Annotated in this window: 20 protein-coding genes; 10 read left to right on the top strand and 10 right to left on the bottom strand. The window is 66.1% G+C overall.

Features of this window, described 5'->3' with window-relative positions; all coding sequences use genetic code 11:
- Positions 1-258 carry a DUF2783 domain-containing protein gene (locus P2869_RS30100; RefSeq protein ID WP_017773983.1) on the top strand — a complete coding sequence of 86 codons (258 nt, stop codon included), beginning with the start codon at positions 1-3 and terminating at the stop codon, positions 256-258.
- Between the two features lie 97 nt (positions 259-355).
- Positions 356-1,702 (top strand): MFS transporter, encoded by a 1,347-nt coding sequence (locus tag P2869_RS30095; RefSeq protein WP_277598897.1) that lies wholly within the window; start codon positions 356-358, stop codon positions 1,700-1,702.
- A 185-nt stretch (positions 1,703-1,887) separates the two neighbouring features.
- Here P2869_RS30095 and P2869_RS30090 read toward each other — a convergent pair whose 3' ends face one another.
- The 6 genes from P2869_RS30090 to P2869_RS30065 all read right to left on the bottom strand — a co-directional run bounded on the left by P2869_RS30090 (position 1,888) and on the right by P2869_RS30065 (position 10,842).
- A complete protein-coding gene (locus P2869_RS30090) occupies positions 1,888-3,030 on the bottom strand; it encodes a porin (protein ID WP_277598896.1) in 1,143 nt (380 codons plus the stop codon).
- Between the two features lie 472 nt (positions 3,031-3,502).
- Complete coding sequence (locus P2869_RS30085; protein ID WP_277598895.1) at positions 3,503-4,474, bottom strand: DUF2242 domain-containing protein; 972 nt, start codon at positions 4,472-4,474, stop codon at positions 3,503-3,505.
- Between the two features lie 104 nt (positions 4,475-4,578).
- Positions 4,579-4,884 (bottom strand): HigA family addiction module antitoxin, encoded by a 306-nt coding sequence (locus tag P2869_RS30080; RefSeq protein WP_017773979.1) that lies wholly within the window; start codon positions 4,882-4,884, stop codon positions 4,579-4,581.
- Between the two features lie 128 nt (positions 4,885-5,012).
- Entirely contained in the window at positions 5,013-6,254 is a 1,242-nt protein-coding gene (locus P2869_RS30075; RefSeq protein ID WP_277598894.1) for a polysaccharide pyruvyl transferase family protein, read from the bottom strand.
- A 62-nt stretch (positions 6,255-6,316) separates the two neighbouring features.
- Positions 6,317-8,953: a 2-oxoglutarate dehydrogenase E1 component gene (locus tag P2869_RS30070; protein ID WP_277598893.1), complete on the bottom strand. Its 2,637-nt coding sequence runs from the start codon at positions 8,951-8,953 to the stop codon at positions 6,317-6,319.
- Positions 8,954-9,195: 242 nt separating this feature from the next.
- Positions 9,196-10,842, bottom strand: coding sequence for a methyl-accepting chemotaxis protein (locus P2869_RS30065; protein ID WP_051061967.1), 1,647 nt, complete (start codon positions 10,840-10,842; stop codon positions 9,196-9,198).
- Positions 10,843-11,309: 467 nt separating this feature from the next.
- On the opposite strand from P2869_RS30065, the gene hisN reads away from it, so the two are divergent.
- Both hisN and P2869_RS30055 read left to right on the top strand, forming a co-directional pair.
- Positions 11,310-12,155: a histidinol-phosphatase gene (gene hisN, locus P2869_RS30060; RefSeq protein WP_277598892.1), complete on the top strand. Its 846-nt coding sequence runs from the start codon at positions 11,310-11,312 to the stop codon at positions 12,153-12,155.
- Positions 12,156-12,221: 66 nt separating this feature from the next.
- Positions 12,222-12,887 (top strand): ABC transporter substrate-binding protein, encoded by a 666-nt coding sequence (locus P2869_RS30055; RefSeq protein ID WP_277598891.1) that lies wholly within the window; start codon positions 12,222-12,224, stop codon positions 12,885-12,887.
- 107 nt (positions 12,888-12,994) lie between these two features.
- Here P2869_RS30055 and P2869_RS30050 read toward each other — a convergent pair whose 3' ends face one another.
- Complete coding sequence (locus tag P2869_RS30050; protein ID WP_277598890.1) at positions 12,995-13,528, bottom strand: GNAT family protein; 534 nt, start codon at positions 13,526-13,528, stop codon at positions 12,995-12,997.
- Positions 13,529-13,802: 274 nt separating this feature from the next.
- On the opposite strand from P2869_RS30050, the gene P2869_RS30045 reads away from it, so the two are divergent.
- The 3 genes from P2869_RS30045 (at position 13,803) to P2869_RS30035 (ending at position 17,818) form a co-directional block, all read left to right on the top strand.
- A complete protein-coding gene (locus tag P2869_RS30045) occupies positions 13,803-15,260 on the top strand; it encodes a diguanylate cyclase (RefSeq protein WP_277598889.1) in 1,458 nt (485 codons plus the stop codon).
- A 108-nt stretch (positions 15,261-15,368) separates the two neighbouring features.
- Positions 15,369-16,097: a dienelactone hydrolase family protein gene (locus tag P2869_RS30040; RefSeq protein ID WP_277598888.1), complete on the top strand. Its 729-nt coding sequence runs from the start codon at positions 15,369-15,371 to the stop codon at positions 16,095-16,097.
- A 194-nt stretch (positions 16,098-16,291) separates the two neighbouring features.
- Positions 16,292-17,818 (top strand): acetyl-CoA hydrolase/transferase family protein, encoded by a 1,527-nt coding sequence (locus tag P2869_RS30035; RefSeq protein ID WP_277598887.1) that lies wholly within the window; start codon positions 16,292-16,294, stop codon positions 17,816-17,818.
- An 18-nt stretch (positions 17,819-17,836) separates the two neighbouring features.
- On the opposite strand, the gene P2869_RS30030 is transcribed toward P2869_RS30035, so the two are convergent.
- From P2869_RS30030 to P2869_RS30020, 3 genes are all read right to left on the bottom strand, one after another.
- Positions 17,837-18,382 (bottom strand): cytochrome b, encoded by a 546-nt coding sequence (locus P2869_RS30030; protein WP_277598886.1) that lies wholly within the window; start codon positions 18,380-18,382, stop codon positions 17,837-17,839.
- Entirely contained in the window at positions 18,379-19,485 is a 1,107-nt protein-coding gene (locus P2869_RS30025; protein ID WP_277598885.1) for a catalase family peroxidase, read from the bottom strand. The genes P2869_RS30030 and P2869_RS30025 overlap by 4 nt, the downstream gene beginning before the upstream one ends.
- Positions 19,486-19,574: 89 nt before the next feature.
- Positions 19,575-19,844, bottom strand: coding sequence for a DUF4148 domain-containing protein (locus P2869_RS30020; protein WP_277598884.1), 270 nt, complete (start codon positions 19,842-19,844; stop codon positions 19,575-19,577).
- A gap of 367 nt (positions 19,845-20,211) precedes the next feature.
- On the opposite strand from P2869_RS30020, the gene P2869_RS30015 reads away from it, so the two are divergent.
- From P2869_RS30015 to P2869_RS30005, 3 genes are all read left to right on the top strand, one after another.
- Entirely contained in the window at positions 20,212-21,006 is a 795-nt protein-coding gene (locus tag P2869_RS30015; protein ID WP_277598883.1) for a transcriptional regulator, read from the top strand.
- Positions 21,007-21,116: 110 nt separating this feature from the next.
- Entirely contained in the window at positions 21,117-21,638 is a 522-nt protein-coding gene (locus P2869_RS30010; RefSeq protein ID WP_017773964.1) for an RNA polymerase sigma factor, read from the top strand.
- Positions 21,635-22,504: an anti-sigma factor gene (locus tag P2869_RS30005; RefSeq protein ID WP_017773963.1), complete on the top strand. Its 870-nt coding sequence runs from the start codon at positions 21,635-21,637 to the stop codon at positions 22,502-22,504. The genes P2869_RS30010 and P2869_RS30005 overlap by 4 nt, the downstream gene beginning before the upstream one ends.
- The last annotated feature ends 38 nt before the right edge of the window (positions 22,505-22,542 follow it).

Raw genomic sequence — 22,542 nt, 5'->3', positions numbered from 1 at the left:
ATGACACTCAACACTCAACCGAACCTCGCGCGCCCCGACGATTTCTACGAGGCGCTGATCGAGATGCATCGCGATCTGGACGACGCGCAGAGCCAGTCGGCCAACGCGCAATTGATCCTGCTGCTCGCCAATCACATCGGCGATTACGAGACGTTGACCGAAGCCATGCGTATCGCGCGCGAAGGTGCGCTGGCGCAGCGGCGCCCCGGTTGCGAGCCGCCGCAGGCGCCCTCCGTGCCGCATCCCATGGCGGCCTGACCCCGGACACAACCGCATTGCCCACGACCAGCGGCGCACCAGACGCCGCATCGAGACAAACCCGGCTCCGGGTTCATCCCTGTTTGGAGAGAGACACATGCCTCAATCGATTGCATCGGACCTCGGGTCCGAGGGAAGCGCGTCGCCCGGCGTCGCGCAGCCCGCCGCTCATGCCCACGACGATGCGCTGTACAGGAAGATCTCGTGGCACATCGTGCCGTTCCTGTTCGTCTGCTATGTCGTGTCGTTTCTGGACCGCATCAACATCGGCTTCGCGCAGTTGCAGATGAAGCACGACCTGGGCTTCAGCGACGCCATGTACGGCCTGGGCGCAGCGGTGTTCTACGTGGGCTACGTGCTGTGCGAGGTGCCCGGCAACATGCTGCTCGCGCGCTTCGGCGCACGGCGCACGTTCACGCGGATCATGCTGCTGTGGGGTCTCGCCTCCACGGCCATGATGTTCGTTTCCACGCCCACGCATTTCTACGTGCTGCGCTTTGCACTGGGTGTCTTCGAGGCAGGCTTTTTTCCTGGCATCGTGCTGTATCTCACCTACTGGTATCCCGCGCGTCGGCGGGCAGCCGTGCTCTCCGTGTTCTTTGCGGGCGTGGCCGTGGCGGGCGTGCTGGGCGGCCTCTTCTCCGGCTGGATCATGCGCGACATGAGCGGCACGCTGGGCCTTGAAGGCTGGCGATGGATGTTCGCCATCGAAGGCGTGCCCGCCGTATTGCTGGGCTTGATGGCGGCTTGGTGGCTCGTCGACGGACCGCAGGCCGCGCGCTGGCTCACTGCGAGCGAGAAGGCTTATCTCATCGCACAGCGCGATGCGGACCATCGCGCGGCAGGCCACGCTCATTCGTCGCGCTCGTTCGCCGATGCGCTGCGCAACCCTCGCGTGTACCTCTTTGCGTTCATCTACTTTTCGCTGACGTGCGCATCGCTCACGCTCAACTTCTGGATGCCGCTGATGATTCGCGACTTCGGCGTGCACGACGTGCTGTGGATCAGCCTCTACACCGTGATTCCCAACGCTGTCGGCGCAGTGGGGCTCATGCTGATCGCACGCCGCTCCGACCGTCGCGGCGAACGACGTTGGCACTTTGCGACGTGCACCGTGGGCGGCGGCATCGCGCTGGCGCTGCTCACGCTGCATCTGTCGAGCCTCGCCGCGATGCTCGCGATTCTCTCTGTTGCAGCCGTGCTGATTTTCGCGGCGCTGCCTATCTTCTGGACCGTGCCGCCCACGTGGCTCACGGGCAATGCTGCGGCCTCCGGCATTGCGATGATCAGCAGCATCGGCATTACGAGCGGCATTGTGAGCCCGTGGGCCATTGGGCTCATCAAGACGCACACGGGCAGCATGGACAACGCGTTGTATCTGCTGGCGCTGCTGCTGTTTGCGAGCGGCGTGGCATTGCTGGTGGGCGTGCGGGCGGAGGATTGAATCGCGGTGCGCGTTTGGCACGGCGCGATTGATCTGCACAACACGCTGCATCAGGAAAAAGGGCGAGGTCCGGTTATCCGGACTTCGCCCTTCCTGCTTCCTGCGGCTTCTCGCGTCCGATGAGCCGAGATTCAAAGCCTCAATACTTCAAAGCTTCAGCGCCTCGAGCCTCAAACGCATAACGCTCAGAACCGGTGACGCAGCCCCACCGTCACGGCGACTTGCTGGTTCGTGTCCGACGTCGAGAGGCCGTTGATCACCGCGTGGATGCTGCTGTTACCCGTGTCGCTCACGTGCTGGTACACGCCTTCCAGGTACACGTCCGTGCGCTTCGAGAGCGCATAGTCGGTCTGCAGCGTGAACTGGTTCCACTTCGGGCTCACGCCTGCGATGCGGCTGTCCGTGTACGTGTACGCGCCCGAGACCGACAGGGCCGGCGTGAGCTGATAGCGGCCGTTCAGTTCGTAGTTGTTGAAGCGTGCGCTGCCGCTTGCGAGCGTGAGACCGCTCGACGTGCCCGATGCCGACGAGCCGATGCCCGTCAGGCTGCTCAGGTGCGTCTGCGTGACGAGCAGACCGACGGTTGCGCCGCCGAAGCCGTAGTTCGCGCCCACGCCCCACGTGCGCTGGGTTTTGGCCGTGAACGTCGCGTCGTCGCTGACGGCGCCGCTCGAATTGAGCGAGGTGCCGCTGTTGTTGAGTTGCAGATAGCCGGCCGCAACGTTGAGCGAGTTCCAGTTGTACGAGACACCGAGGCTATACGCGCGGTTGGTGGCGAACCCGCCCGCATCGTTCGAGAAGCCGTACAGACCGCCGAACTTCAGGCCGCCGTAGTTCACGCTCTGGTACTTCACCGAGTTGCTGACGCGGAACGAGTTGTCGAGGTTGTCGTTATCGAACGGGTGCGCAGCCTGGGTGCCGCCGTAGCCCGTGCCGGTGAGCGCGAGCGGGCCGAGGTAGTCGACCACGGAATCGTACTGGCGGCCCAGCGTGAGCGCGCCGTATTGCGAGCTGGCGAGACCCACGAATGCCTGGCGGCCGAATTCGCGGCTGCCTTGACCGAGTTTGCCGTTGGCGATGCTGAAGCCGTTTTCGAGGGTGAACACGGCCTTGAGGCCGCCGCCCAGGTCTTCGGCGCCGCGCAGACCCCAGCGGCTGCCGTTCACCGCGCCGCTCGTTTCCTGAACGTTGCTGTGGCCACCCTGGTTGTTCGTGTACGTGATGCCCGCATCGATCAGGCCGTACAACGTCACGCTGCTTTGTGCGTGGGCCGTTCCCGCGAGCGCGAGCGTCGCGGTTGCGCTGAGCGAGATGAGTGTCTTTTTCATCGAAACTTCTCCGAAGATCGTTTGCTTGAGTGCTGAATGAGAGGCGACGAGAGCGGGTCCGCGCTGCAGACCGGCCATGCGTTGCATATCCGGCGACCGTCTTCTGCGGACCGCCAGGCCGCGATTAAAGCGCATTGGCTGCGCGGCGCTGTCGGTTTTCGACAACGCGCGCGATTACGGCGCGTTTCGCGGCGCGGCGCGTGTAATGAGGCGCGGTGGCGGGACGTAATCGATGAGGAGAGGGGATTGCTGAACTGGCGTGGTGTGCGTTTAGCCCCTTGCTGCAGGGGCTAAACGCGCGCGCGCCGAAGTGTGTGTGAAAGTGCTGGCGCGGTGAGGGGCACGTTCGGCGCGCACGACTTGCGTCGTGCTTGTGCATGACTTCCGTTACTGGCCGTCGTGCGAGGAAAGATTTGTGAAGAGTGTGAGCGGGATGGTCAGGCGCGTGGCGCTACCCATCCTCTCGCGCGGCTCACTGATTGGCCGCTGGCGCGGCCGGTGCAAGGGGGACGGCGGCGGGTGTGGCGGTGGCGGCGGCCGTGGAATTTGTTGTGGCGGATACGCCCATGAGTGCCGCCGCGGTCGCGATGGAACTCGTGGTGGCGGTGTTGCCGCTGTTGGCAACATGGGTCGCCACGTCGTTTGCCGCATGCGTGTTGCTCGTCGCGACCGAGGTCGAACCGGGCACCGTCACGTTCGCCGGCGCGCTACCGCTTGCCGCTGCCTGCGTTGCAGAGACGCTGCCGGGCGCGGTCGTCTCGACACTCGCTGCTGCGGCCTTCGCTGCGCTTGCCGCGACGGGAGCGGCGACAGCGGCAACCGGCACCGCAGCAGGCGCCGTCACATGCTGCACGAGGGGCGGCGGCAGCGGCGTGACGTCGATTGCGCCGCCCGGCACCGGCGTGGACTGCGCCTCGCTGTGCAGATAGCGGCTCACGAGGTCGAAGAAGCGGTCGTAGAACGTGCCTGACTGAATCGTTTCGCTCGACACCTTCACCATGGCGTCGTTGTTCGAGCGGATAGGCAGCGAGAGCGAACCCAGAATGGAAAGCCCGACGCTTGCCGACGTATCGCTCTTCTTCATTTCGTAGCCGTTCTGCACCGCGTTCGCGTAGACCACGCTCGTATTGGCCGCGTCGCCTTGCGTGCAGACCACGTGGAATTCGATGACCACGTGCGAATCGCTCGCGGGCTGGAAGTTCTTCGTCGCGTCCACGGTGTCCGGGCGCGTCATGGTGGTCATGTAGCCCTGGCTCAGCAGCGCGCGGCGCGCGGCTTCGCAGGTGCGCGCGTTGTCGTTGTCGAAGTTGTGCAGATACGGGCTCGTGCCCGAGTTGAACAACTCTTCGTCCTGGAACTTCTTCTGTGGCGTGGACGAGCACGCGGCCAGCACGGCCAGAAGCGGCAGGAGAAGGAAGGAAGACGCTCGGAAAAACGGGGACATGGTGTGGGAGACCTGCAAGACACATCAGACGGCATGCATTGTAGTGCAGGTGCAGCAAACGCGACGGCAAAGGCCTGGCGGCGCGAATCGCGCGGACCCGCGCGCTAGAACAACGCGCCTTGCTGCTCCGGCACCATCGGCGTGACGTTCAGTTCATCCAGCCGCAGCCGGGCCCGCGCAAGATCGTGAAGCAACTGCCGTTGCAGCCACGTTTCGGCGCCGCCGCCGAACGCCTTGTCGAGCCGCAGCGCCATTTCGGGGGAGATGCCGGCTTTGCCGCTCAGCAGATTGGTGAGCGCCTGGCGGCTCACGCCCAGCACCTCGGCGCAGCGCGTCACGCTCAGATTGAAGCGTTCGAGGCAGTTCTGACGGACGAGAACGCCGGGATGGATGAATTCGCGATCGGACATGGTCGGCAACGATATCGGCGAAAAGGACGATCGTCAACCGACAAGCGCCGCTTGTCGTATGGCCGCCACGCCTTGCGGGGCGTGAGTCCTGGCGAGGGGCTGCGTGCTTATTGAAACGCTCGATCGGATCAGCCAAGGCCCAGGCGCACGGGCTCGAATCCTTTGCGGTAACGGCGGGCGAGGTCCGCGGCGGTGTCGCGCAGCAGGCTGGCGGGTGCGGTCAGCGCGTGGCCAATGCCGTCGGCCATTTCATCGATGCCCACTGCGGCCGGCGCAATCTCTTCGGGCTCCCAGGTCGCTGCGTAAGCCGTCTGCTTGGTTGTCGATTCCCTGGCCGAAGCGCGTTGCAGATTGACGCGGGGAAGCGCGAACGCCATGGCCACGATCCTGCCGTGCAGGCTGCTGCCGCAATACACGCGGCTCTTCGCAATCAGCGCGCAGATGTCCCACACGTTCAACGACGCAAAGACGCTGACCGACGTCGCCGCGCTCAGTCGCGAGGCCAGCCGTTCGTAGCAGGCGTCGTCGTCGTGCCACGGCGCGGCGCCCGCGCGAAACAGCACCACGCCAAGGCCCGTACGGCGCGCCATGCAGTCGATTTCACGGGCGAGGGTGTCGAGCGTCGCGTCGTCGCCGAAGTCGGCACTGAACTGCACGGCGGCGTAGCCGTGCGGGAAAGCGGCGTGAAGCGCCTTCAGCATGCTGCCGGCAGCGCGGCGGCGAATCGTTTTGCCGAACAGCTCGGCCACCATCACGGCCGGGTCGGGCACGAGCCGCGCCTTGATGCCGTGGGCCTGCAAGACGGCGTGCGTCTCGCGGTCGCGCACGCTCACGTCGTTTGCGTCTTGAAGACTGGCGAGCACTTCGGCGCGCAATGCCGGATCGCGCGACGCCAGATCGGCGCCGCCCACGGCATTGAAGATCACGCGATTCAGGTCGCGCTCGCCAGGCGCGCCCAGCGATGCCCGCGAGAGCACATAAGGTGCGAGCGCAGCGACGCCGAACCGCCGTTGCGCCCATGCGCGTCCGTCTTGCTTCCAGGCGTCTTCGCTCGCGAGCGTGGCTTGCACGTCGCCCGGCGGCGCGAGCATGACGGCCGCCTCCCATGCATTGCACGCGAGCAACTCGCCGCCCGCGTGAATCACATCCGGCGCGCGTCCCTTCAACGTGGCGAGCAGCGGACCGATCGCGTGGACGCGATGACCACCGTACTCACGCAGATCGCGGTCGGCGAGACCCGCGAAGTGCACGTCGCGACCCGGCAGCATGCGTTGGGCGACATGCGCAAACAGCAGGTCGCCGAAGTTGTGTCGATCGAAGGCGCCGAACACGATGGTCGGCGCGGGGTGCCGGTTTGCGCTGCGCGACATGCGGGAAGAGGCGACGGCGCGCGGGCAGGCCGCGCGCCGCATGAGTGGCGTGGAAGGCCATGCTACCCGATGAGCGCGCCCTCCACGGTGCGCAGCGCCTCGGTCACGAGACGCTGTTGCTCCTGGCGGTGCGGCCGCATCGACGAATGCGCGCCTGCCGCAGTCGCCGTGCGGCACACGTCGCGCAAACGGCAGCCTGCGGGCAATTCGCGCGATAGGCGCAATACGCGCTCCAGGTCCTCCCGCACGGAACGCCACGCGCCCTGGTTGCGGTCCTCTTCCTGCGCCCAGACGACTTCCGTGAGGTTGGCGAACTTCGCCAGTTCGCTCGCGAGTTCAGCGTGCGGAAACGGATACAGCTGTTCGACGCGGATCAGCGCGACCGTGGCATCGTGCGCCTCGTTGCGCGCGCGCTGCAGTTCGTAGAACAGCTTGCCGCTGCACAGCACGGCTCGCGTCACGGCGTGGGCGTCGGCAATCTCGGTGTCGCTCAGCACGGGCTGGAACGCGCTCTCCACGAACTGTTCGAGCCGCGCATGCGAGGCCGGGTTGCCATAGAGCTGTCCCTTCGGCGACATCACGATGAGCGGCACGGGACGCTGCGCCATGGCCTGCTCGCGCAGCAGATGGAACCATTGCGCCGACGTTGACGGCACCGCCACGCGCAGATTGCCGCCCGCGCACAGTTGCAGGAAACGCCCCAGATAGCCGTTCGAATGCTCCGGTCCCACGCCTTCGTGGCCGTGCGGCAGCAGTACCGCGAGCGCGGACTGGTAGCCCCACTTGTACTCGCCGGCCGCAATGTACTGATCGATGAAGACCTGCGCACCGTTCGCGAAGTCGCCGAACTGCGCTTCCCAGATCGTGAGCCGGCGCTTCGCCTGCACGCTGTAGCCGTACTCGAAACCGAGCACGGCTTCTTCGGTGAGCGGCGAGTTCACGATATCGAACGCGCCTTGCTGCTCGCCGATGTGCTGGAGCGGCACATGCACGCCGCCCATGCCCGGCAGCGCGGCCTGGGCGTGCCACACGGCATGCCGATGCATGAAGGTGCCGCGGCCCACGTCCATGCCCGAGAGGCGAATGCCGTGGCCGTCTTCGAGCAGCGTGGCGTAGGCGAGGTTTTCGGCGAAGGTCCAGTCTGCGGCATTGCTTTCGCTTGCGACCGTGGCTTGCCAGCGCGCCGCGATATTGCGCACGAATTCGTGCAGCCGGAAGCCGGCGGGGGCGCGCGTGAGCGTCTTCGTCAACGACTGAAGGCGCGCGAGCGAGACGGGTTGGAACGACGTACGCGGCGCGCGGTGTGCCATAGCGTCAGCCGGAGCCGCACGATCGCTTTCCGGCTGCTGCGCCTCCAGCTTTCGCAGCGCTTCGTCACGCAGCGCATCGAGCGGCGTGGTGAGCGCAAGCGCGTCGTGATACAGCTCCGTCACCGTGGGATGCACGCCCACCGCGGCCTGCGTGAGCGGCTGCGTGATGGCGGGAATGTCGTGCTCGGAGTGACCGAGGCGCCGGTAGCCGATCAGGTCGACGACGATGTCCGCGCCGTGCTTCATGCGGTAGTCGAACGCGATACGCGCGGCACGCAGCACGTCTTCGGGATGGTCGGCGTTCACGTGGATCACGGGCGCGTCGATCATGCGCGCGATGTCTGTGCACCAGGTCTGCTCGCAGACATCCATGAGGTTCGGCGTGGTGAAACCGATCTGGTTGTTCACGATGACGTGAATGGTGCCGCCCAGCGCGTAGCCGCTCTTGCGCGTGAGGTTCAGCGTTTCCATCACGATGCCCTGGCCCGCGAACGCGGCGTCGCCATGCACGACCACAGGCACGCAGCCCGCACCCTGATGCTCGTCCTGCCACGCGCGCGCCATGCCGCTCACCACCGGATACACGCTTTGCAGATGCGACGGGTTGTGCGCGAGGAACACGTCCACGTTGCCGTGGCGCGTTGCTTTGCGCGCCGTGCTGCCCAGGTGGTAGGCGAGATCGGTCAGTGTGGCCGCGACGTCGGACTCGGGGTCGAGGCACGCCAGCATCTTCTCCGCCGGAAAACCCAGCACGTTGACGAGCGTATTCAGGCGCCCGCGATGCGGCATGCCGAGGAACATCTGCTGCACGCCGTGGCTGCCGGCGTGCTCGATCAGCGCGTCGACGAGCGGAATGAGGCTCTCGCAGCCTTCCAGCGAAAAGCGCTTTGCGTGTTCGTTGCGCGCGGCGACGAGGCGCTCCCACATCTCCGCTTCCACGAGGCGGCGCAGCAGCGCTTTGCCCGCTTCGCTCTGCTCCGGCGCGGTGCGCGGATACAGCAGCTCCGCCTCCATGCGCGAGAAGAGCCAGCGGCGGCGCGCGTCGCTGCGCACGCCGCTCGTGTCCAGCCCGAGCGCGCCGCAGTAGACGCGCTTGAGTTGCCGCTCGAGTTCTTCGACGGTGACGGCGGCCGGAAAACCGTCCTTATCCGAAGGCCGGATCTGGTCGGGGTCGAGCCCATGAAAGGCGGGCGTGAGTTCAGGCACGTCCGCGCGAGAGGCGAGGTCGAGCGGATCGAGGTTGGCGATGCGGTAGCCCTCGTGGCGGTGCGCCTCGATGAACCGCGCAATCTGCAATGCGGGAACCGCCGCAGCGGCCGCGGCATGCTGGGCCGACGAGCCGAAAGAAAACCGCGGAACGGCAACGTGATCGGAATAGTCGTTGGACATGTCTGGTAGGCACTCGAGAGAAACCGTTGATCGGATCTCGTCGTCTGCACCAGAGTCACACGTCCGGTCCGTACGGCGCGCGCGGCGCCGACGCGATACGTCAGCAGGACGGGTGCCCTCGTGCGGGCGGCGAGACAGCCGGAGCGCGCACGCGCGCCCCTTTGCTTCATCTGCGGACCGGCCTCGCGGCCGGCCCGTGTCTCCGTCCTCTTTGTGTATCTGTCAGGTTTGAAACGTTTGCGTCAGCTGCCGAGCAGCAGCGGCCGCGGCGTCACGTCCAGTGCGCCGGCCGTGCTCGCGCCGCGCGTGGTGCGAGCGGTTTGCCAGCGGTCTGACGAAGACGTGTCGTCGAGCTTGAACGCGGCCACCATGTCGGTGAGTTGCGCGGCCTGGTCGCGCAAAGCCTGCGCGGCGGCGGCGCTTTCTTCCACCAGTGCGGCGTTTTCCTGCGTGACCTGGTCCATCTGCGTGACGGCGTGGTTGATCTGCTCGATGCCGTCGCTCTGCTCCTGACTCGACGAACTCATCTCGCTCACGATGGCCGTGACGTGCGTGATGCTCGTCACCACTTCGCGAATGGTCGCGCCCGCTTCTTCGACGATCTTGCTGCCGTTGTCCACGTGGCTCACGGAGTCCTGAATGAGCGTCTTGATTTCTTTCGCGGCCACCGCGCTGCGCTGCGCGAGGCTGCGCACTTCGCCCGCCACCACCGCGAAGCCGCGGCCGTTTTCGCCGGCACGCGCCGCTTCCACGGCAGCGTTGAGCGCGAGGATGTTGGTCTGGAACGCGATGCCTTCAATCACGCTGATGATGTCGACGATCTTGCGCGACGACTCGTTGATGGCGCTCATCGTGTCCACCACGCGGTTCACGGCTTCGCCGCCGCGCGACGCGATCACGGAAGCGTTCGACGCCACCTGGTTCGCTTCACGTGCGTTGTCCGCGTTCTGCTTCACCGTGGACGTGAGCTCTTCCATCGCCGCTGCGGTTTGTTCCAGTGCGCTCGCCTGCTGCTCTGTGCGGCTCGACAGATCCATGTTGCCGCTCGCCACTTCGCGCGAAGCCATCGTGATGGTTTCGGTGCCCTTGCGCACCTTCGCCACGATGCCGTGCAGGTTTTCGGTCATGCGCTTGAGTGCGCCGAGCAGGCGGCCGATCTCGTCGTCGGAGTCGCCCTCCAGCCGGTGCGTGAGGTCGCCCTGCGCGACGGCTTCGGCAAGGCTCAAGGCGCGGTTGACGGGCCGCGTGATGCTGGCCGTGATGACGTAGCCCGTGGCCACTGCAACGAAGAGCGCGGTGAGCGAGAGCAGCACCATCTGGATCTTGGCGTTGTGGCCTTCTTCACGCGCGCGGTCCGAGTCCCTCTGCATCTGGGCCGCCTGGTAGTCCACCATCTTGTCGACGAGTACGTAGTACTGGTCCTGGCGCTGCGCGAGTTCGCCCTGGTAGAGTTCGCGCGCGTCTTGCTGGCGGTTCTGGGCCACGAGGTCGAAGAACTTGCGCACGTCCACGCCGTAGGCGCTGCGTGCGTCGAACTGCTCCTTGTAGAGCGCCTTGCCCTCGTCGCTCGAGAGCAGCTTCTCCAGCTGCGCGTAGGCGTCGGCATTGGCCTTTCTGATGACGACGTAGTCGTCCATGTACTTCTTCGCGGCCTCGGGCGTGGTGGCGAGCAGGAGGTTGCTCAGAATGCCGTTGGCCTTGTAGCCGTTGTTCTTGATCTGGTTGCTCAGTGCGATCAGCGTGTAGCGTTCGCTGACGATGGAGTCCATCTTGGCCATGCTCGAGTCCAGGTGCTGGACACCGACCAGTGCCGTGCCAATCAACAGGGCGATGACGAGGCCGAATGCCGAACTGAGCCGGACCCCGATTCTCAGGTTTGAGATCCTCATGTAACGCAATTCCTATATCAACGATGCTTGAGATCGGCGCAACGCGAACGGCAAGACCCATGCGTGCCGGCCCAGGACAGGCCGGATGCAGAAGACTTGCGATACCGTTGCAAACCGCATAGGGGCAAGGAAGGTGGCGCACGCCGATGCCGACCGCATAAAAGTCGCCGGGGCATGCTGCCGAGGCCCTCTGTTGCCGCAGCGACGGTGTGCAATACCGTCCTTTGGGTCTCCGGCGGGGCCTTGAGCGCGTTTACGGCAATTCGTCGGAAGAATTAAGGGGACACGATCATGTCGTCTACTGCGTCCAACCGGCTGGAATATGCGCTAACGCAGCAAAAGCAGCAAAAAGCGGCAAAACCGGGCGCGGCGTGCCCGCACGCGCACGCACGGGCGGCGGCTATGGGATCATGTGGCGACGCGTCAAGACCGACGGGCGGGCGTGGGGCCCGCCCGCAAGGCAGAGGATGAAAGCCATGACCGGACCGACCGACCCAACTGACCCGAGTGATCCAACCGACCCGAGCGATCCTTATCGCCGCTTTGCGGAAGCCGTACTGCAAGAGACGCGGCGCATCGCGCTCGCCCAGTTCAGGCAACCCCTCGACATCCAGACCAAGGCCGACGAGAGCCCGGTTACCGTCGCGGACCGCGCCGTGGAGGCGCATATTCGTGCCCGCATTGCCGCCGTGTTTCCGGAGCACGGCATCTATGGCGAAGAGCACGGGCAGCAAAACCTCGGCGCGCAGCATGTCTGGGTGATCGATCCCATCGACGGCACGCGCAGCTTCATCAGCGGCATGCCGCTGTGGGGCACGCTGCTTGCGTTGCTCGACGCCGGGCGGCCCGTGTTCGGCGTGATCGACGCCCCCGCGCTGGGCGAGCGATGGATCGGCACGGCCGAAGGCTGCTTTGCTTCAACGGGCGCCGACGCCGGCGCGGCCACGCGCTGCACGACCAGCGGCTGCACGGCGCTCGCGGCGGCCAATGTCTCGGCCACTTCTCCCGACATGTTTTCAGGCGAGGAATACGCGGTCTTCGACACGTTGAGCCGACGCGCGCGGTTTCGCCGCTTCGGCGGCGACTGCTACAGCTACGCGATGCTCGCCGCGGGCCACATCGACGCGGTGGTGGAGGCCGGGCTCGCGCCTTATGACTACCTCGCGGTCGTGCCGGTGATAGAAGGCGCGGGCGGCGTGGTGACGGACTGGAAGGGCCGGCCCCTCGGCATGGGCAGCGACGGCCGGGTGCTCGCCGCCGCAACCGAAGCGCTGCACCGGGAAATGCTCGCGCACACCGCGTTGCTCGCTTGACGCCTATATGACGCTCACGTGCTGCTTGCGTGACCGTTGCATGAACCCCTTGCTCAGGTTGAATCCATGAGAAAACTCTTCGTGAATCCCGTTGTGGCTGTGTCGTTTGCGCTCGTTGCCCTAATCACGTTCAGCAGCGCGGCGCGTGCCCAGGTGGACGACAAGTCGGACCCGCAGGCGCTGATCCGCACCGCCACGCAGCAGGTGCTGGACGAAGTGCGCACACGCAAGATCGAGCCCGACGACATGACGCGCATTCTCGATATCGTGAACCGCGACATTCTTCCGTACATCGATTTTCAGCGCACCACGCGGCTTTCCATGGGCCGCTACTGGCGAACCGCCACGCCCGAGCAGCGCCAGCAGGTGGAAGAACAGTTCCGGCTGCTGCTGATCCATCTCTATTCGGGCGCGCTCGCGCAGCTGAAGCCTGACCAGAAGATTCAGTACCCGCCCATGCACATCGCCCCCACGGACACCGACGTAGTGGTGCGCACGATAGCGGAAACCAACGAGCGGCCCGTGGAGATCGACTATCGGCTCTACCGGGCGCCGCAGGGCTGGCGCGTGTACGACCTCAACGTGCTGGGCGCATGGCTCGTGCAGACGTACCGCCAGCAGTTCAGCGACAAGATCACCGAAAGCGGGATCGACGGGCTCATCGCGTTTCTGAAGGAACGCAACGACCAACTCGCGGCGGGACGCGCGCAGCAGTCACAGCAATCGCAGTGATCGCGGCAATGATTGAGGCTTGCGGTTTGGCCGGGCGGCCGGTGGTGGCTACCGCGATGGGCCGATGGGCCGATGGGGCGATGGGACGACGAGACCACGGGGCGCGATCAGCGCGCGTTGTCGTCCGGCGCGATTTGCGTTTCGTCGGCAAGCAGCGCCCAGCGCTCGTGGTCGCGCCATTCGCCGCCGATGTGCAGATACCGCGGCGAAAGGCCTTCCTGCCGAAACCCCAGCCGCTGCACCAGCGCAATGGAGGCACGATTTTCAGGCTGAATGTTGGCCTCGAGCCGATGCAGCCCGAGATCGCCGAACGCGAAGCGGATCGCCGCGCGCAGCGCTTGCGTCATGAGGCCCTTGCGACCGAATTCCTGCATGCCGTAGTAGCCGAGGTAGGCACTCTGAAAAACGCCGCCAACGATCTCGTTGATGTTGACCACGCCCACCACGCGGCTCGACGCCGCCTCACGTGCAATGAGATTGACGTTCGGCCCCGTCAGGCCGCGGCCGAACCAGGCGTCGAAGCCGGCGTCGTCCGTGAACGAAGCCACCCACGGCAGGTGGTACGACTGGTTCGCGCGGTTGGCGGCGATCAGGTCGGCGGCGTCGGCGCGGGTGACGCGGGACAGTCGGATGGCGCTCATGGGTTTCCTCTTTTTTGTGGCGACGAACAATAGCGCATTGCAGGCCGCGAACAAAATTCGCCGCCCGCACGCAGCGCGCCCCCGCACGCGTGCCGCAGCGCAGCGAGTCCTCAATTCCGTCCGATGCAATGCCGTTATAAACTGACCCGCTCTGCATCTCGACGGGCCGTTTGATCTGATCAATGAATTCCGCAGCGGACCGAACAAACCGACCTGACAGGCAGAGCCCGGCAGACCCAGCCAGGCCCAATAGTCTTCTGAACACGCGTTCCCTATGTCCACGTGCGCCGATCCCAATGACGATGCCAGGCCGCCTGCCGTAGAGGCGTCGGCGAACGCTCGTCCGGCCGATGCCGAGTGGGCCGCGCTGGCCCGGCTCGCGCAAGCGCATTTCGGCGTAGCGGCTGCCCTGCTCACGCGCGCGGGTGGCGACGGGCAGCGTCTGCTGGCCAGTTCGGGCCCGTTGCCCGTGGCGCTGCCGCCTGATCTGTTCGCGCTTTCCCAGGCGGGCGGAAACCTGCTGGACACTGTGGTGGTCGTGCCCGACACGCACGCCGACGAGCGCTTTCAAAGCCGCGCCATCCCCATGCGGGCGGCGGGCGCCACGTCCGACGCTCCGTCGCGCTGGCCGCGCTTCTTCGCCGCCTGCGCAGTTACGGCGTCGAGCGGCCGGCATCTGGGCGCACTGTGCCTGCTCGACCACACGCCGCGCACGTTCGACAACGCGCAGCGCGCGTTTCTCCACGAACTCGCCGGGCTCGCTGCGGACGCCATCGAACGCGTCGAGTCTGTAACAGCGCTGCGCGCACGCGTCGGCGAACTGGAGGCGTGCGCGGAACTCGTGACGCTCGCGCTCGCGGGCAGCGGCACCGGCGTGTGGGACCGCGACATCCCGAGCGGCACCATCCGCTATTCGCTCGAATGGAAAGCCATGCTGGGCTACGCGCCGCACGATCTCACCGATCGCATCGAAGACGCCATCGCGCGTCTGCACCCCGATGACGTGGATTACGTGAGAGCCGCCATGCAGGCGCACTTCGAGAATCAAACGCAGACCTACTCGGTGGAACACCGCATCCGTTGCAAGGACGGGCGCTACAAGTGGATCTGCAGCCGCGGGAAAGTGGTGAGCCGCGACAGCGAGGGCCGCGCGCTGCGCATGGTGGGCACCTCCACGGACATCACGGAACTCAAGCGCGTGGAGGCCGAGTTGCAGGAACTCGCCACTATCGACTTCCTCACGCAGTTGCCCAATCGCCGTCACTTCATCATGCAGAGCGAGGCCGAACTGGTGCGGCTGCGCGGCGTGCGCGGCCACGTGTCGGCGGTGCTGATGTTCGACCTCGATCACTTCAAGGCGCTCAACGACCGCTGGGGCCACGCACTGGGCGATCGCGCGCTCAGTCACTTCGCGGCGCTGCTGCGCGAAGAAGTGCGCGCGGGCGATATTGTCGGACGCGTGGGCGGCGAGGAATTCGCGATGGTGCTGCCGGGCACCCGTATCGAAGCAGCCGTCGTGCTCGCGCAACGCGTGCAGCAGCGCGTGTTGCAGACGCCGATGATGCACGGCGACGTAGCCATCGTGATGACGGTGAGTGTGGGTATCGATTCGATGCGCGCCGACGACACCGGCGCCTACCAGTCGCTCTCGCGCGGCGACGAAGCGCTCTATGCGGCCAAGGCCCGCGGACGCAACCGGATCGAGGTGTATGGCGCAGAGGCGCGTGAGTAGGGGTGCGGCCGCTATCGTGACCCTCGTGGCTTACACGCCTGCGCGCCCTGCCGACGCCGCCTCACCACTTTCGCTATGCTAGCGACTCCCTCAAACAAGGAGCGTCGCATGAAGCCGAATGCAGGTACCACGACGGGAACCATGGTTCCCTTTCGCCGCCCTGACGGTCAGGAACTGCAAGGCTATCTGGCCAAGCCGGAAAAGCCCGAAGGCGCGCCGGCTGTCGTCGTCATTCAGGAATGGTGGGGCTTGAACGACCAGATTCGCGGCGTGGCCGACCGTCTCGCGCAATGCGGCTACATCGCGCTCGTGCCCGACCTCTATCGCGGCAAATCCACGGTGGAGGAAGAAGAGGCGCATCACCTGATGGACGGTCTCAACTTCGGCGACGCCGCCACGCAGGACATTCGCGGCGCCGTGCAGTACCTCAAGCAGCATTCGGAGCGCGTGGCCGTGATGGGCTACTGCATGGGCGGCGCGCTCACGGTGCTCGCGCTGTGCAACGTGCCGGAAGCCTCCGCGGGCGTGCTCTGGTACGGCTGCCCTCCGCTCGACTACGTGGATGCGTCGAAGATCAAGGTGCCGGTAATGGGCCACTGGGCCTCGCAGGACGGCTTCTTCACGCCGGAACTCGTGGACGGGCTCGCAGCGAAGCTGACCGAGGCGAAGGTCGACTTCCAGTTCCACCGCTATCTGGCTCATCACGGCTTCGCCAACGAAACGGCCGTAGGCCCGGGCCGCATCGCCGCCACGCAGTTCGATCCGGTCTGGTCGCAACTGGCATGGGACCGCACGCTGACGTTCCTCGGCCGCACGCTGTGGGCTGCGGCCAAGTAACGCTGTATTGCAGGTCTGAAATCGTTACCGCTTGACGTGCGTCAAGCGGCGGAAGCGGCCCAGCGTCGAACATTCAGGCACTCGACAAAAGCTACGAAGTTACGCCGGCCACGGGCCGCTTCCACCTACTCGCACCACGCGTCGTACCTGGCGGGACCGTCCGGCATCAGAGGATTTCATCTGGAGGACCCGCAATGGGATCGACACGCATTTTGAACACTCAACTCCTCGAACGCGTCATGTCGGCGGAAGACGCCGCGAAGCTGATTCGCCCTGACATGACCGTCGCCATGAGCGGCTTCACCGGCGCCGGCTACCCGAAGGCGGTGCCTGCCGCGCTGGCTCGCCACATCGAAGAGTCGCACGCGCGCGGCGAAGACTTCCGCATTCGCGTACTGACCGGCGCTTCCACGGCGCCCGAACTCGACGGCGCGCTGGCGCGCGTGGACGGCATCCAGATGCGGCTGCCGTACCAGTCGGACCCCACGCTGCGCGAGCAGATCAACGCGGGCCGCATCGACTACCTCGACATTCACCTGAGCCACGTCGCGCAGCATGCGTGGTTCGGCTTCTTCGGCAAGATCGACGTCGCCGTCATCGAAGTGAGCGGCGTGACCGCCGACGGCCAGCTCATTCCGTCCACTTCGGTGGGCAACAACAAGACGTGGATCGAGCAGGCCGCGGGCGTGATCATCGAGGTGAACGAGCAGCAGCCCGAAGGCCTCGACGGCATGCACGACATCTACTACGGCACGGCGCTCCCGCCGCGGCGCAGGCCGATTCCGCTCGTGCATCCGGGCGACCGGATCGGCGAGCCGTGGCTGCACTGTCCGGTGGAGAAGGTCATCGCGGTCGTGAAGACGAACGCGCCGGACCGCAGCAATGCGTTTTCCGAGCCGGACGACGTTTCGCGGCAGATCGCGGGACACCTGATCGAATTCCTGCGCCACGAAGTGCGCCACGGCCGCGTGCCGGGCTCGCTGCTGCCGCTGCAATCGGGCGTGGGCAACATCACGAACGCCGTGCTGGCCGAACTGGGCAAGGGCGCGTTCCAGAACCTCACCGCCTTCACCGAGGTGATTCAGGACGGCATGCTCGATTTGCTCGAGAACGGCACGCTCTCCGTAGCGTCGGCCACCGCGCTTTCGCTGAGTCCCGCCGCCGTGACGCGCTTCGCGAAGAACCTCGACACGTTCCGCCAGCGCATCATCCTGCGGCCGCAAGAGATCAGCAACCATCCAGAACTGGTGCGGCGCCTGGGCTGTATCGCGATGAACGGCATGATCGAGGCCGACATCTACGGCAACGTGAATTCCACGCACGTGATGGGCACGCGCATCCAGAACGGCATTGGCGGCTCGGGCGACTTCGCACGCAATGGCTATCTCTCGTGCTTCATGTCCGCGAGCACGGCCAAGGGCGGCGCGATTTCGCGCATCGTGCCGATGGCGAGCCATGTGGACCACACCGAGCACGACGTGGCCGTGATCGTGACCGAACAGGGCCTCGCCGACCTGCGCGGCCTCTCGCCGAAGCAGCGCGCGTGCGAGGTCATCAAGCACTGCGCGCATCCCGACTATCGGCCCATGCTCATGGACTACTTCGAGCGCGCGAGCCGCGAAAGCTACGGCAAGCACACGCCGCATCTGCTCAACGAGTCGCTGTCGTGGCACCAGCGCTATGTCGAGCAGGGCACGATGCGCGACCCGAAGTGGCCCTGAGCGGCCGTCAACTTCCCGTCAAACCCTGCCTTCTCCGCGCGCCATGCTGGCGAGCACGCCGTCGCGACGTATCAGCCCGTGATACAGCGCGGCGGCGAGGTGCAGCAGCACCACCGCGAACAGCGTGAGCCCCAGCACCGTGTGCAGCGTGCGCAGCGTCGCGTAGAGCGCCACGCTGTGTGGTGCGATAGGCGGCAGATGCCACGGCCCGTACAGCGTGACGGGATAGCCCGCGGCCGAAAGCATCGCCCAGCCGATCAGCGGCATGGCCAGCATCAAGGCGTACAGCGCGAGATGCGAGAGCTTCGCGGCGGCGCGCTGCACGCCGGGCATATCGTCGGGTAGCGCCGGCGTGCCATGCGTGAGCCGCACGCCGGCTCGTACCAGCACGAGCAGCAACAGCGTGACGCCGAGCGGTTTGTGAATGGCGATCAGCACGTCATGCGCGCGCGAGACCGTTGCGACCATTCCCACACCAATGAACAGCATGGCGATGATGGCGGCCGCCATGATCCAGTGCAGCGCGCGGGCCGCGAGGCTGAAGTGGGTGCGCGTGGTCCTCATGAATGGTCTCCCGGGTTGCCCTCGTTGTTCTCGTCGCTCTCGCGCGTGGACGGCGCGGCATGCTGCGCTTCTTCGCGCGTGCGGCGGTTGAACGACACGGAATACGCGGACGAACGCGCGGCCAGCAGCGGGTCGTCCGACGGAGTGATGCCCGCGGGCAGAATGGTGGGATCGAAATTCACGTCGCGGCACGCGCCGACGGCCTGCGGAACGCTGCGCTCGATCACGAGCGTGCCCGCATCGATGTGCGGACGATCAGCTGGCCAGACGCGCGTGGCGTCGTTGACCGGGTCGCCCGGTGCCGCCACCGTCAATATCAAATGCCAGCGCAACGGCCCCGCGGCGAGCCGCTGGGTCAGGTCTTGCGCGAGGAAGCCAGGGTTGTGCGCCACCGTCTGCGCGTCGAGCGCCATGTACGGCAACTCGGGCACCATCGACCACCGCACCGCTTGCGTCTGGCCACTCGCGTTGGTGAAACGGAACGCGTTGACGCTGTAGAACGTGGCGTTCGCGAAGCTCGACGAAGGTTTGTGCGTGGCGATCCACTGGCGCAGTGGTGCTGAATCAGGCGTGGCCGCATAGAAGGCCGCCACGCGCGCCGGGTCGGGCTTGCCCGTAGCGGCAACCGGCTGCAGCGCCTGCAACTGCTGGTAGAACTGCTCGGGCGTGCGTACCGAAAACACCGGCACCGTGTTCATGCCTGTGCGCCACTGCTCCCCATCGTGAAGCTTGAAGAGCAGCGCCATGCTTTTGACCGGCACGCTGTTGTCCGGCGCGCCCGGGTTGCTGCCCGGCATCGAAAAGCGCCCGATGAGCGGCGTCACGCCAGCACGAAAAATTTCCGCGCGGGAAAGCGATTCGCCCGCACCGTTGCTTTCGAAATGGCCCTCGAAACACAGGCCCTTCGCATGATTGCGTCGGTAGCCGGCGTGAGTGCCGCCGTCGGTCTGCAATTGATCGACTACAGCGGTAGCGGAGAGGCGCTTGGGCGTCAGCCAGCCGGCGGTCCAGACGAATGCGCCGCCGGCGAGCAGCACGACTGCGCCTATGGCAGCGAGCCGGCATGGCACGCAGACCGGCGCAGCGTTGAAGGGACTGTTCACGGGTATTCCTCGTTTGAGCAGGGTGGGTGAACCCGTGAACAGCACCCGATGCGGCTTATTCCCGCCGCGGGCGAATTTTGCGCACGTGCTTACTGAGAAGCCGCATCGGACGTGGCGCGATTCGCGACGCCGGGCGCGGCCTGCGGTTGCTGCGCGAGGCGCTGCTGCTTTCTCTGCGCGACGACGTTGGCGAAGATCGGATTGACGTCGGGGTACGAGGTGTCCGTAACGAAATCGAGGCCGTTCTGCTGGGCTTCGATCAACTCCTGATACACCTGCGCGCGCGTCTTGCCTTCGGCGAACACGGCGGTGGAGGCGAGCGCGGCGGCGCAGAGAACGAGCATGGAAGAGAGCTTCATGGTGACTCCTTGAGAGTGGTGCGGATTGCAACGGGCGAACCATGAGCACGGGCCGATATTCCCGGTCCCACCGCGAAAACCATGAAAGGCGAAATAAAGTTGCGAGTCAGGAATAGCGAGGCGATGGGGGCGGTTAACGTTCTCCCCGGAGGCTTTCCCCTGGGCACGGTTCACCTGCGGAGCGAATCGATCGCGCCGGGCCGGAAAGAACCTGAATTGGCCGAAAGGGCCCGAAAGACCTGAAAGGTCGGCAAGGGAATAACGCGCGCCGGATCGTGTTAGCCGGATAAGCATCCCGATCAACGCCCCGACGTGCCCCGATGTGCCCCGACGGGCCACGAACCTTTGCGCCACTACCGCTGCTGCCATGAACCGCACCGATCTGCGCCACGAACCGTCGCTTTCCGAAGCGGACCTGCAAGCGTTCGCCGACGGCCAACTGGCGTCCGCGCAGGCCGATCGCCTGCACCGCTATCTGCAAATGCGGCCTTCGGAGGCGCGCCGCGTCGCGTTCTATGGCCGGCTCAATGCGCAGCTGCAGCATGCTTTTCGTGCCGCCGACGATAGCGACGCAGGCTCCATCGATGGCGCTGCTTTCTGGCGCGCGTGGCTGCGCGCCGCCGCGCGCCGGGCCGTCCGCATGCTTGCAGGTGGGCTCGCCGCGAGCGCGGTTGCAGGCGGTCTGCTGATAGCCGCGACACGCGTGCCGCAAGCCGAACTGGCGGATCTGGCGTTCACGACTTTGCAGCATGCCGCCGCCGATCAGACCAGCAGCGTCGTGCGCGCTTCGGGCGAGGCTGGCGCCACGCTTGCCGGCGTCGCTCCCAATATCTCCAGCGTCGGCCTGTACCCCGTGGCACCGCTTGCTGTGCAGGAAGGCTGGTTCACCCGCGCCTCGGGCTTCGTCTACCGCAACGCAGCGGGCGAGCCTGTCGTGCTGCTGCGTGCCTGGGACCTCACCGCGCAGCCCATGCCGCAGTGGCGCGCCTACCGCCAGGGCACGATGCGCGCGCTCTACTGGACCGACGGCCACACGCGCTACGTGCTGGTGGGCGCGGCCGCAGCACGCGGGCTGATGCACGCAGCCGACGCGCTCACGATGCACAGGTTCAGCGCAGGGCCGGGGAAATCGGCGTACGGTGACGAGGCCGGAAAACCTTAACCACGGCCGCTGGAATAAAACACCGCGAGGCGTGTTTGCCCCGACGTCCGCCGCGTGAATCCGCGTGTAACCCGCGCGTGCACGAGGCCCCAAGCCGCAAAGGAAACACGATGAGTGTCCGCGACGAACTGATAGAACACGTACCGCGCCTGCGACGCTATTCGCGCGCGCTGCTGCACAATCGCGAACTGGCCGACGACCTGGTGCAGGACACGCTGGAGCGCGCCTTGCGCAACGGTCATCAGTTCCAGCGCGGCACGGATCTGCGTGCGTGGCTCTTCACGATCATGCACAACGTCTTCGCGAACCAGATGCGCCGCCCGGCCGGGCGCGCCACGCACGTTTCCGTCGACGACGAAGCGCACACGTTCGAGAACGACCTCGCCGTGCATACGAATCCGTCCAGCGGGCTGGAGGTGCGCGATCTCGACTTCGCCTTGCAGCGTCTGCCCGCCGAGCAGCGCGAGGTGGTGTTGCTCGTGGGGCTGGAGGAAATGAGCTATGCGGATGTCGCGCTTGCGCTCGACATTCCGATCGGCACGGTCATGTCGCGGCTCTCGCGGGGTCGGGAGCGGCTGCGCGCCTTGATGGTGGGCACGCAATCCAGCGCAAAACTGAAGGTGGTGCGATGAACGAACGGCAAACGACGATCAGCGAAGAAGAGATCCACGCGTACGTGGACGGCACGCTCGCGCCCGAGCGCCGCGACGAGATCGATCAGATGCTGGAGCGGCAGCCCGAACTCGCGGACCGCATCAGCCACTACTTCTCGCTCAACAACCTGCTGCACGAACGCTACGACCGCGTGCTCGACGAGCCCGTGCCGGCGCGTCTTCAGTTGCCCGCGAAGCGGCGCTGGCGCGACGCGGCCAACTGGCCGCAGTTCGCGGGTATTGCCGCGGCGCTGCTGGTGGGCGTGGGAATCGGCATTGGCAGCAACTTCGGCAGCAGCATCATGATGGCGGGCCGCATGGGGCCGGCAGCAGGCGAGGCGCCCGTGCGCGACGCGAGCTTCACGCCGGACCCGGGGCAGTCGTTCGCGCGGCAGTCCGCCATCGCGCACGTGGTCTACGCGCCGGAGGTGACGCGCCCCGTCGAAGTCGGCGCCGACCGCGAGCAGGAACTCGTGAAGTGGGTGTCCAGCCGGTTGGGCACCGACGTGCGTCCGCCCGTTCTCACGCGCACCGGCTTCGAGCTGATGGGCGGGCGGCTCTTGCCCAGCGCCGACGGCCCCGTGGCGCAGTTCATGTACCACGACCACAACGGCGAGCGCATCACGCTGTGCATTTCGCGGCGCAAGACGAGCACCAACACCACGGCGTTCAAGCTTTATCAGGACGGCCCCGTGAACGTCTTCTACTGGATCGACGGCGATGTGGGCTACGCGGTGTCGGGCGGCATCAACCGCAAGGAACTGCTCGAAATCGCACACGACGTTTATGCGCAGCTCACGCCCGACGAAGGCGGCGCGCCCAAGGCGGCGAGCGGCGCCAACTGAACCTGCCTCGCCCACGGAGCGCGCCGCTTGCTTTGCTT

The sequence above is a fragment of the Paraburkholderia sp. SUR17 genome, from assembly GCF_029536165.1.
Classification (GTDB): domain Bacteria; phylum Pseudomonadota; class Gammaproteobacteria; order Burkholderiales; family Burkholderiaceae; genus Paraburkholderia; species Paraburkholderia kururiensis.
This window is presented reverse-complemented; position numbering and strand designations above follow the sequence as displayed.

Coding starts and splice junctions, on each gene's coding strand:
- P2869_RS30080 (WP_017773979.1), bottom strand. CDS start 4,884: ATGTCCGATCGCGAATTCATCCATCCCGGCGTTCTCGTCCGTCAGAAC.
- hisN (WP_277598892.1), top strand. CDS start 11,310: ATGAAAGCCATGACCGGACCGACCGACCCAACTGACCCGAGTGATCCA.
- P2869_RS30095 (WP_277598897.1), top strand. CDS start 356: ATGCCTCAATCGATTGCATCGGACCTCGGGTCCGAGGGAAGCGCGTCG.
- P2869_RS30010 (WP_017773964.1), top strand. CDS start 21,117: ATGAGTGTCCGCGACGAACTGATAGAACACGTACCGCGCCTGCGACGC.
- P2869_RS30015 (WP_277598883.1), top strand. CDS start 20,212: ATGAACCGCACCGATCTGCGCCACGAACCGTCGCTTTCCGAAGCGGAC.
- P2869_RS30040 (WP_277598888.1), top strand. CDS start 15,369: ATGAAGCCGAATGCAGGTACCACGACGGGAACCATGGTTCCCTTTCGC.
- P2869_RS30075 (WP_277598894.1), bottom strand. CDS start 6,254: ATGTCGCGCAGCGCAAACCGGCACCCCGCGCCGACCATCGTGTTCGGC.
- P2869_RS30005 (WP_017773963.1), top strand. CDS start 21,635: ATGAACGAACGGCAAACGACGATCAGCGAAGAAGAGATCCACGCGTAC.
- P2869_RS30085 (WP_277598895.1), bottom strand. CDS start 4,474: ATGTCCCCGTTTTTCCGAGCGTCTTCCTTCCTTCTCCTGCCGCTTCTG.
- P2869_RS30100 (WP_017773983.1), top strand. CDS start 1: ATGACACTCAACACTCAACCGAACCTCGCGCGCCCCGACGATTTCTAC.
- P2869_RS30090 (WP_277598896.1), bottom strand. CDS start 3,030: ATGAAAAAGACACTCATCTCGCTCAGCGCAACCGCGACGCTCGCGCTC.
- P2869_RS30045 (WP_277598889.1), top strand. CDS start 13,803: ATGTCCACGTGCGCCGATCCCAATGACGATGCCAGGCCGCCTGCCGTA.
- P2869_RS30020 (WP_277598884.1), bottom strand. CDS start 19,844: ATGAAGCTCTCTTCCATGCTCGTTCTCTGCGCCGCCGCGCTCGCCTCC.
- P2869_RS30070 (WP_277598893.1), bottom strand. CDS start 8,953: ATGTCCAACGACTATTCCGATCACGTTGCCGTTCCGCGGTTTTCTTTC.
- P2869_RS30050 (WP_277598890.1), bottom strand. CDS start 13,528: ATGAGCGCCATCCGACTGTCCCGCGTCACCCGCGCCGACGCCGCCGAC.
- P2869_RS30035 (WP_277598887.1), top strand. CDS start 16,292: ATGGGATCGACACGCATTTTGAACACTCAACTCCTCGAACGCGTCATG.
- P2869_RS30055 (WP_277598891.1), top strand. CDS start 12,222: ATGAGAAAACTCTTCGTGAATCCCGTTGTGGCTGTGTCGTTTGCGCTC.
- P2869_RS30065 (WP_051061967.1), bottom strand. CDS start 10,842: ATGAGGATCTCAAACCTGAGAATCGGGGTCCGGCTCAGTTCGGCATTC.
- P2869_RS30030 (WP_277598886.1), bottom strand. CDS start 18,382: ATGAGGACCACGCGCACCCACTTCAGCCTCGCGGCCCGCGCGCTGCAC.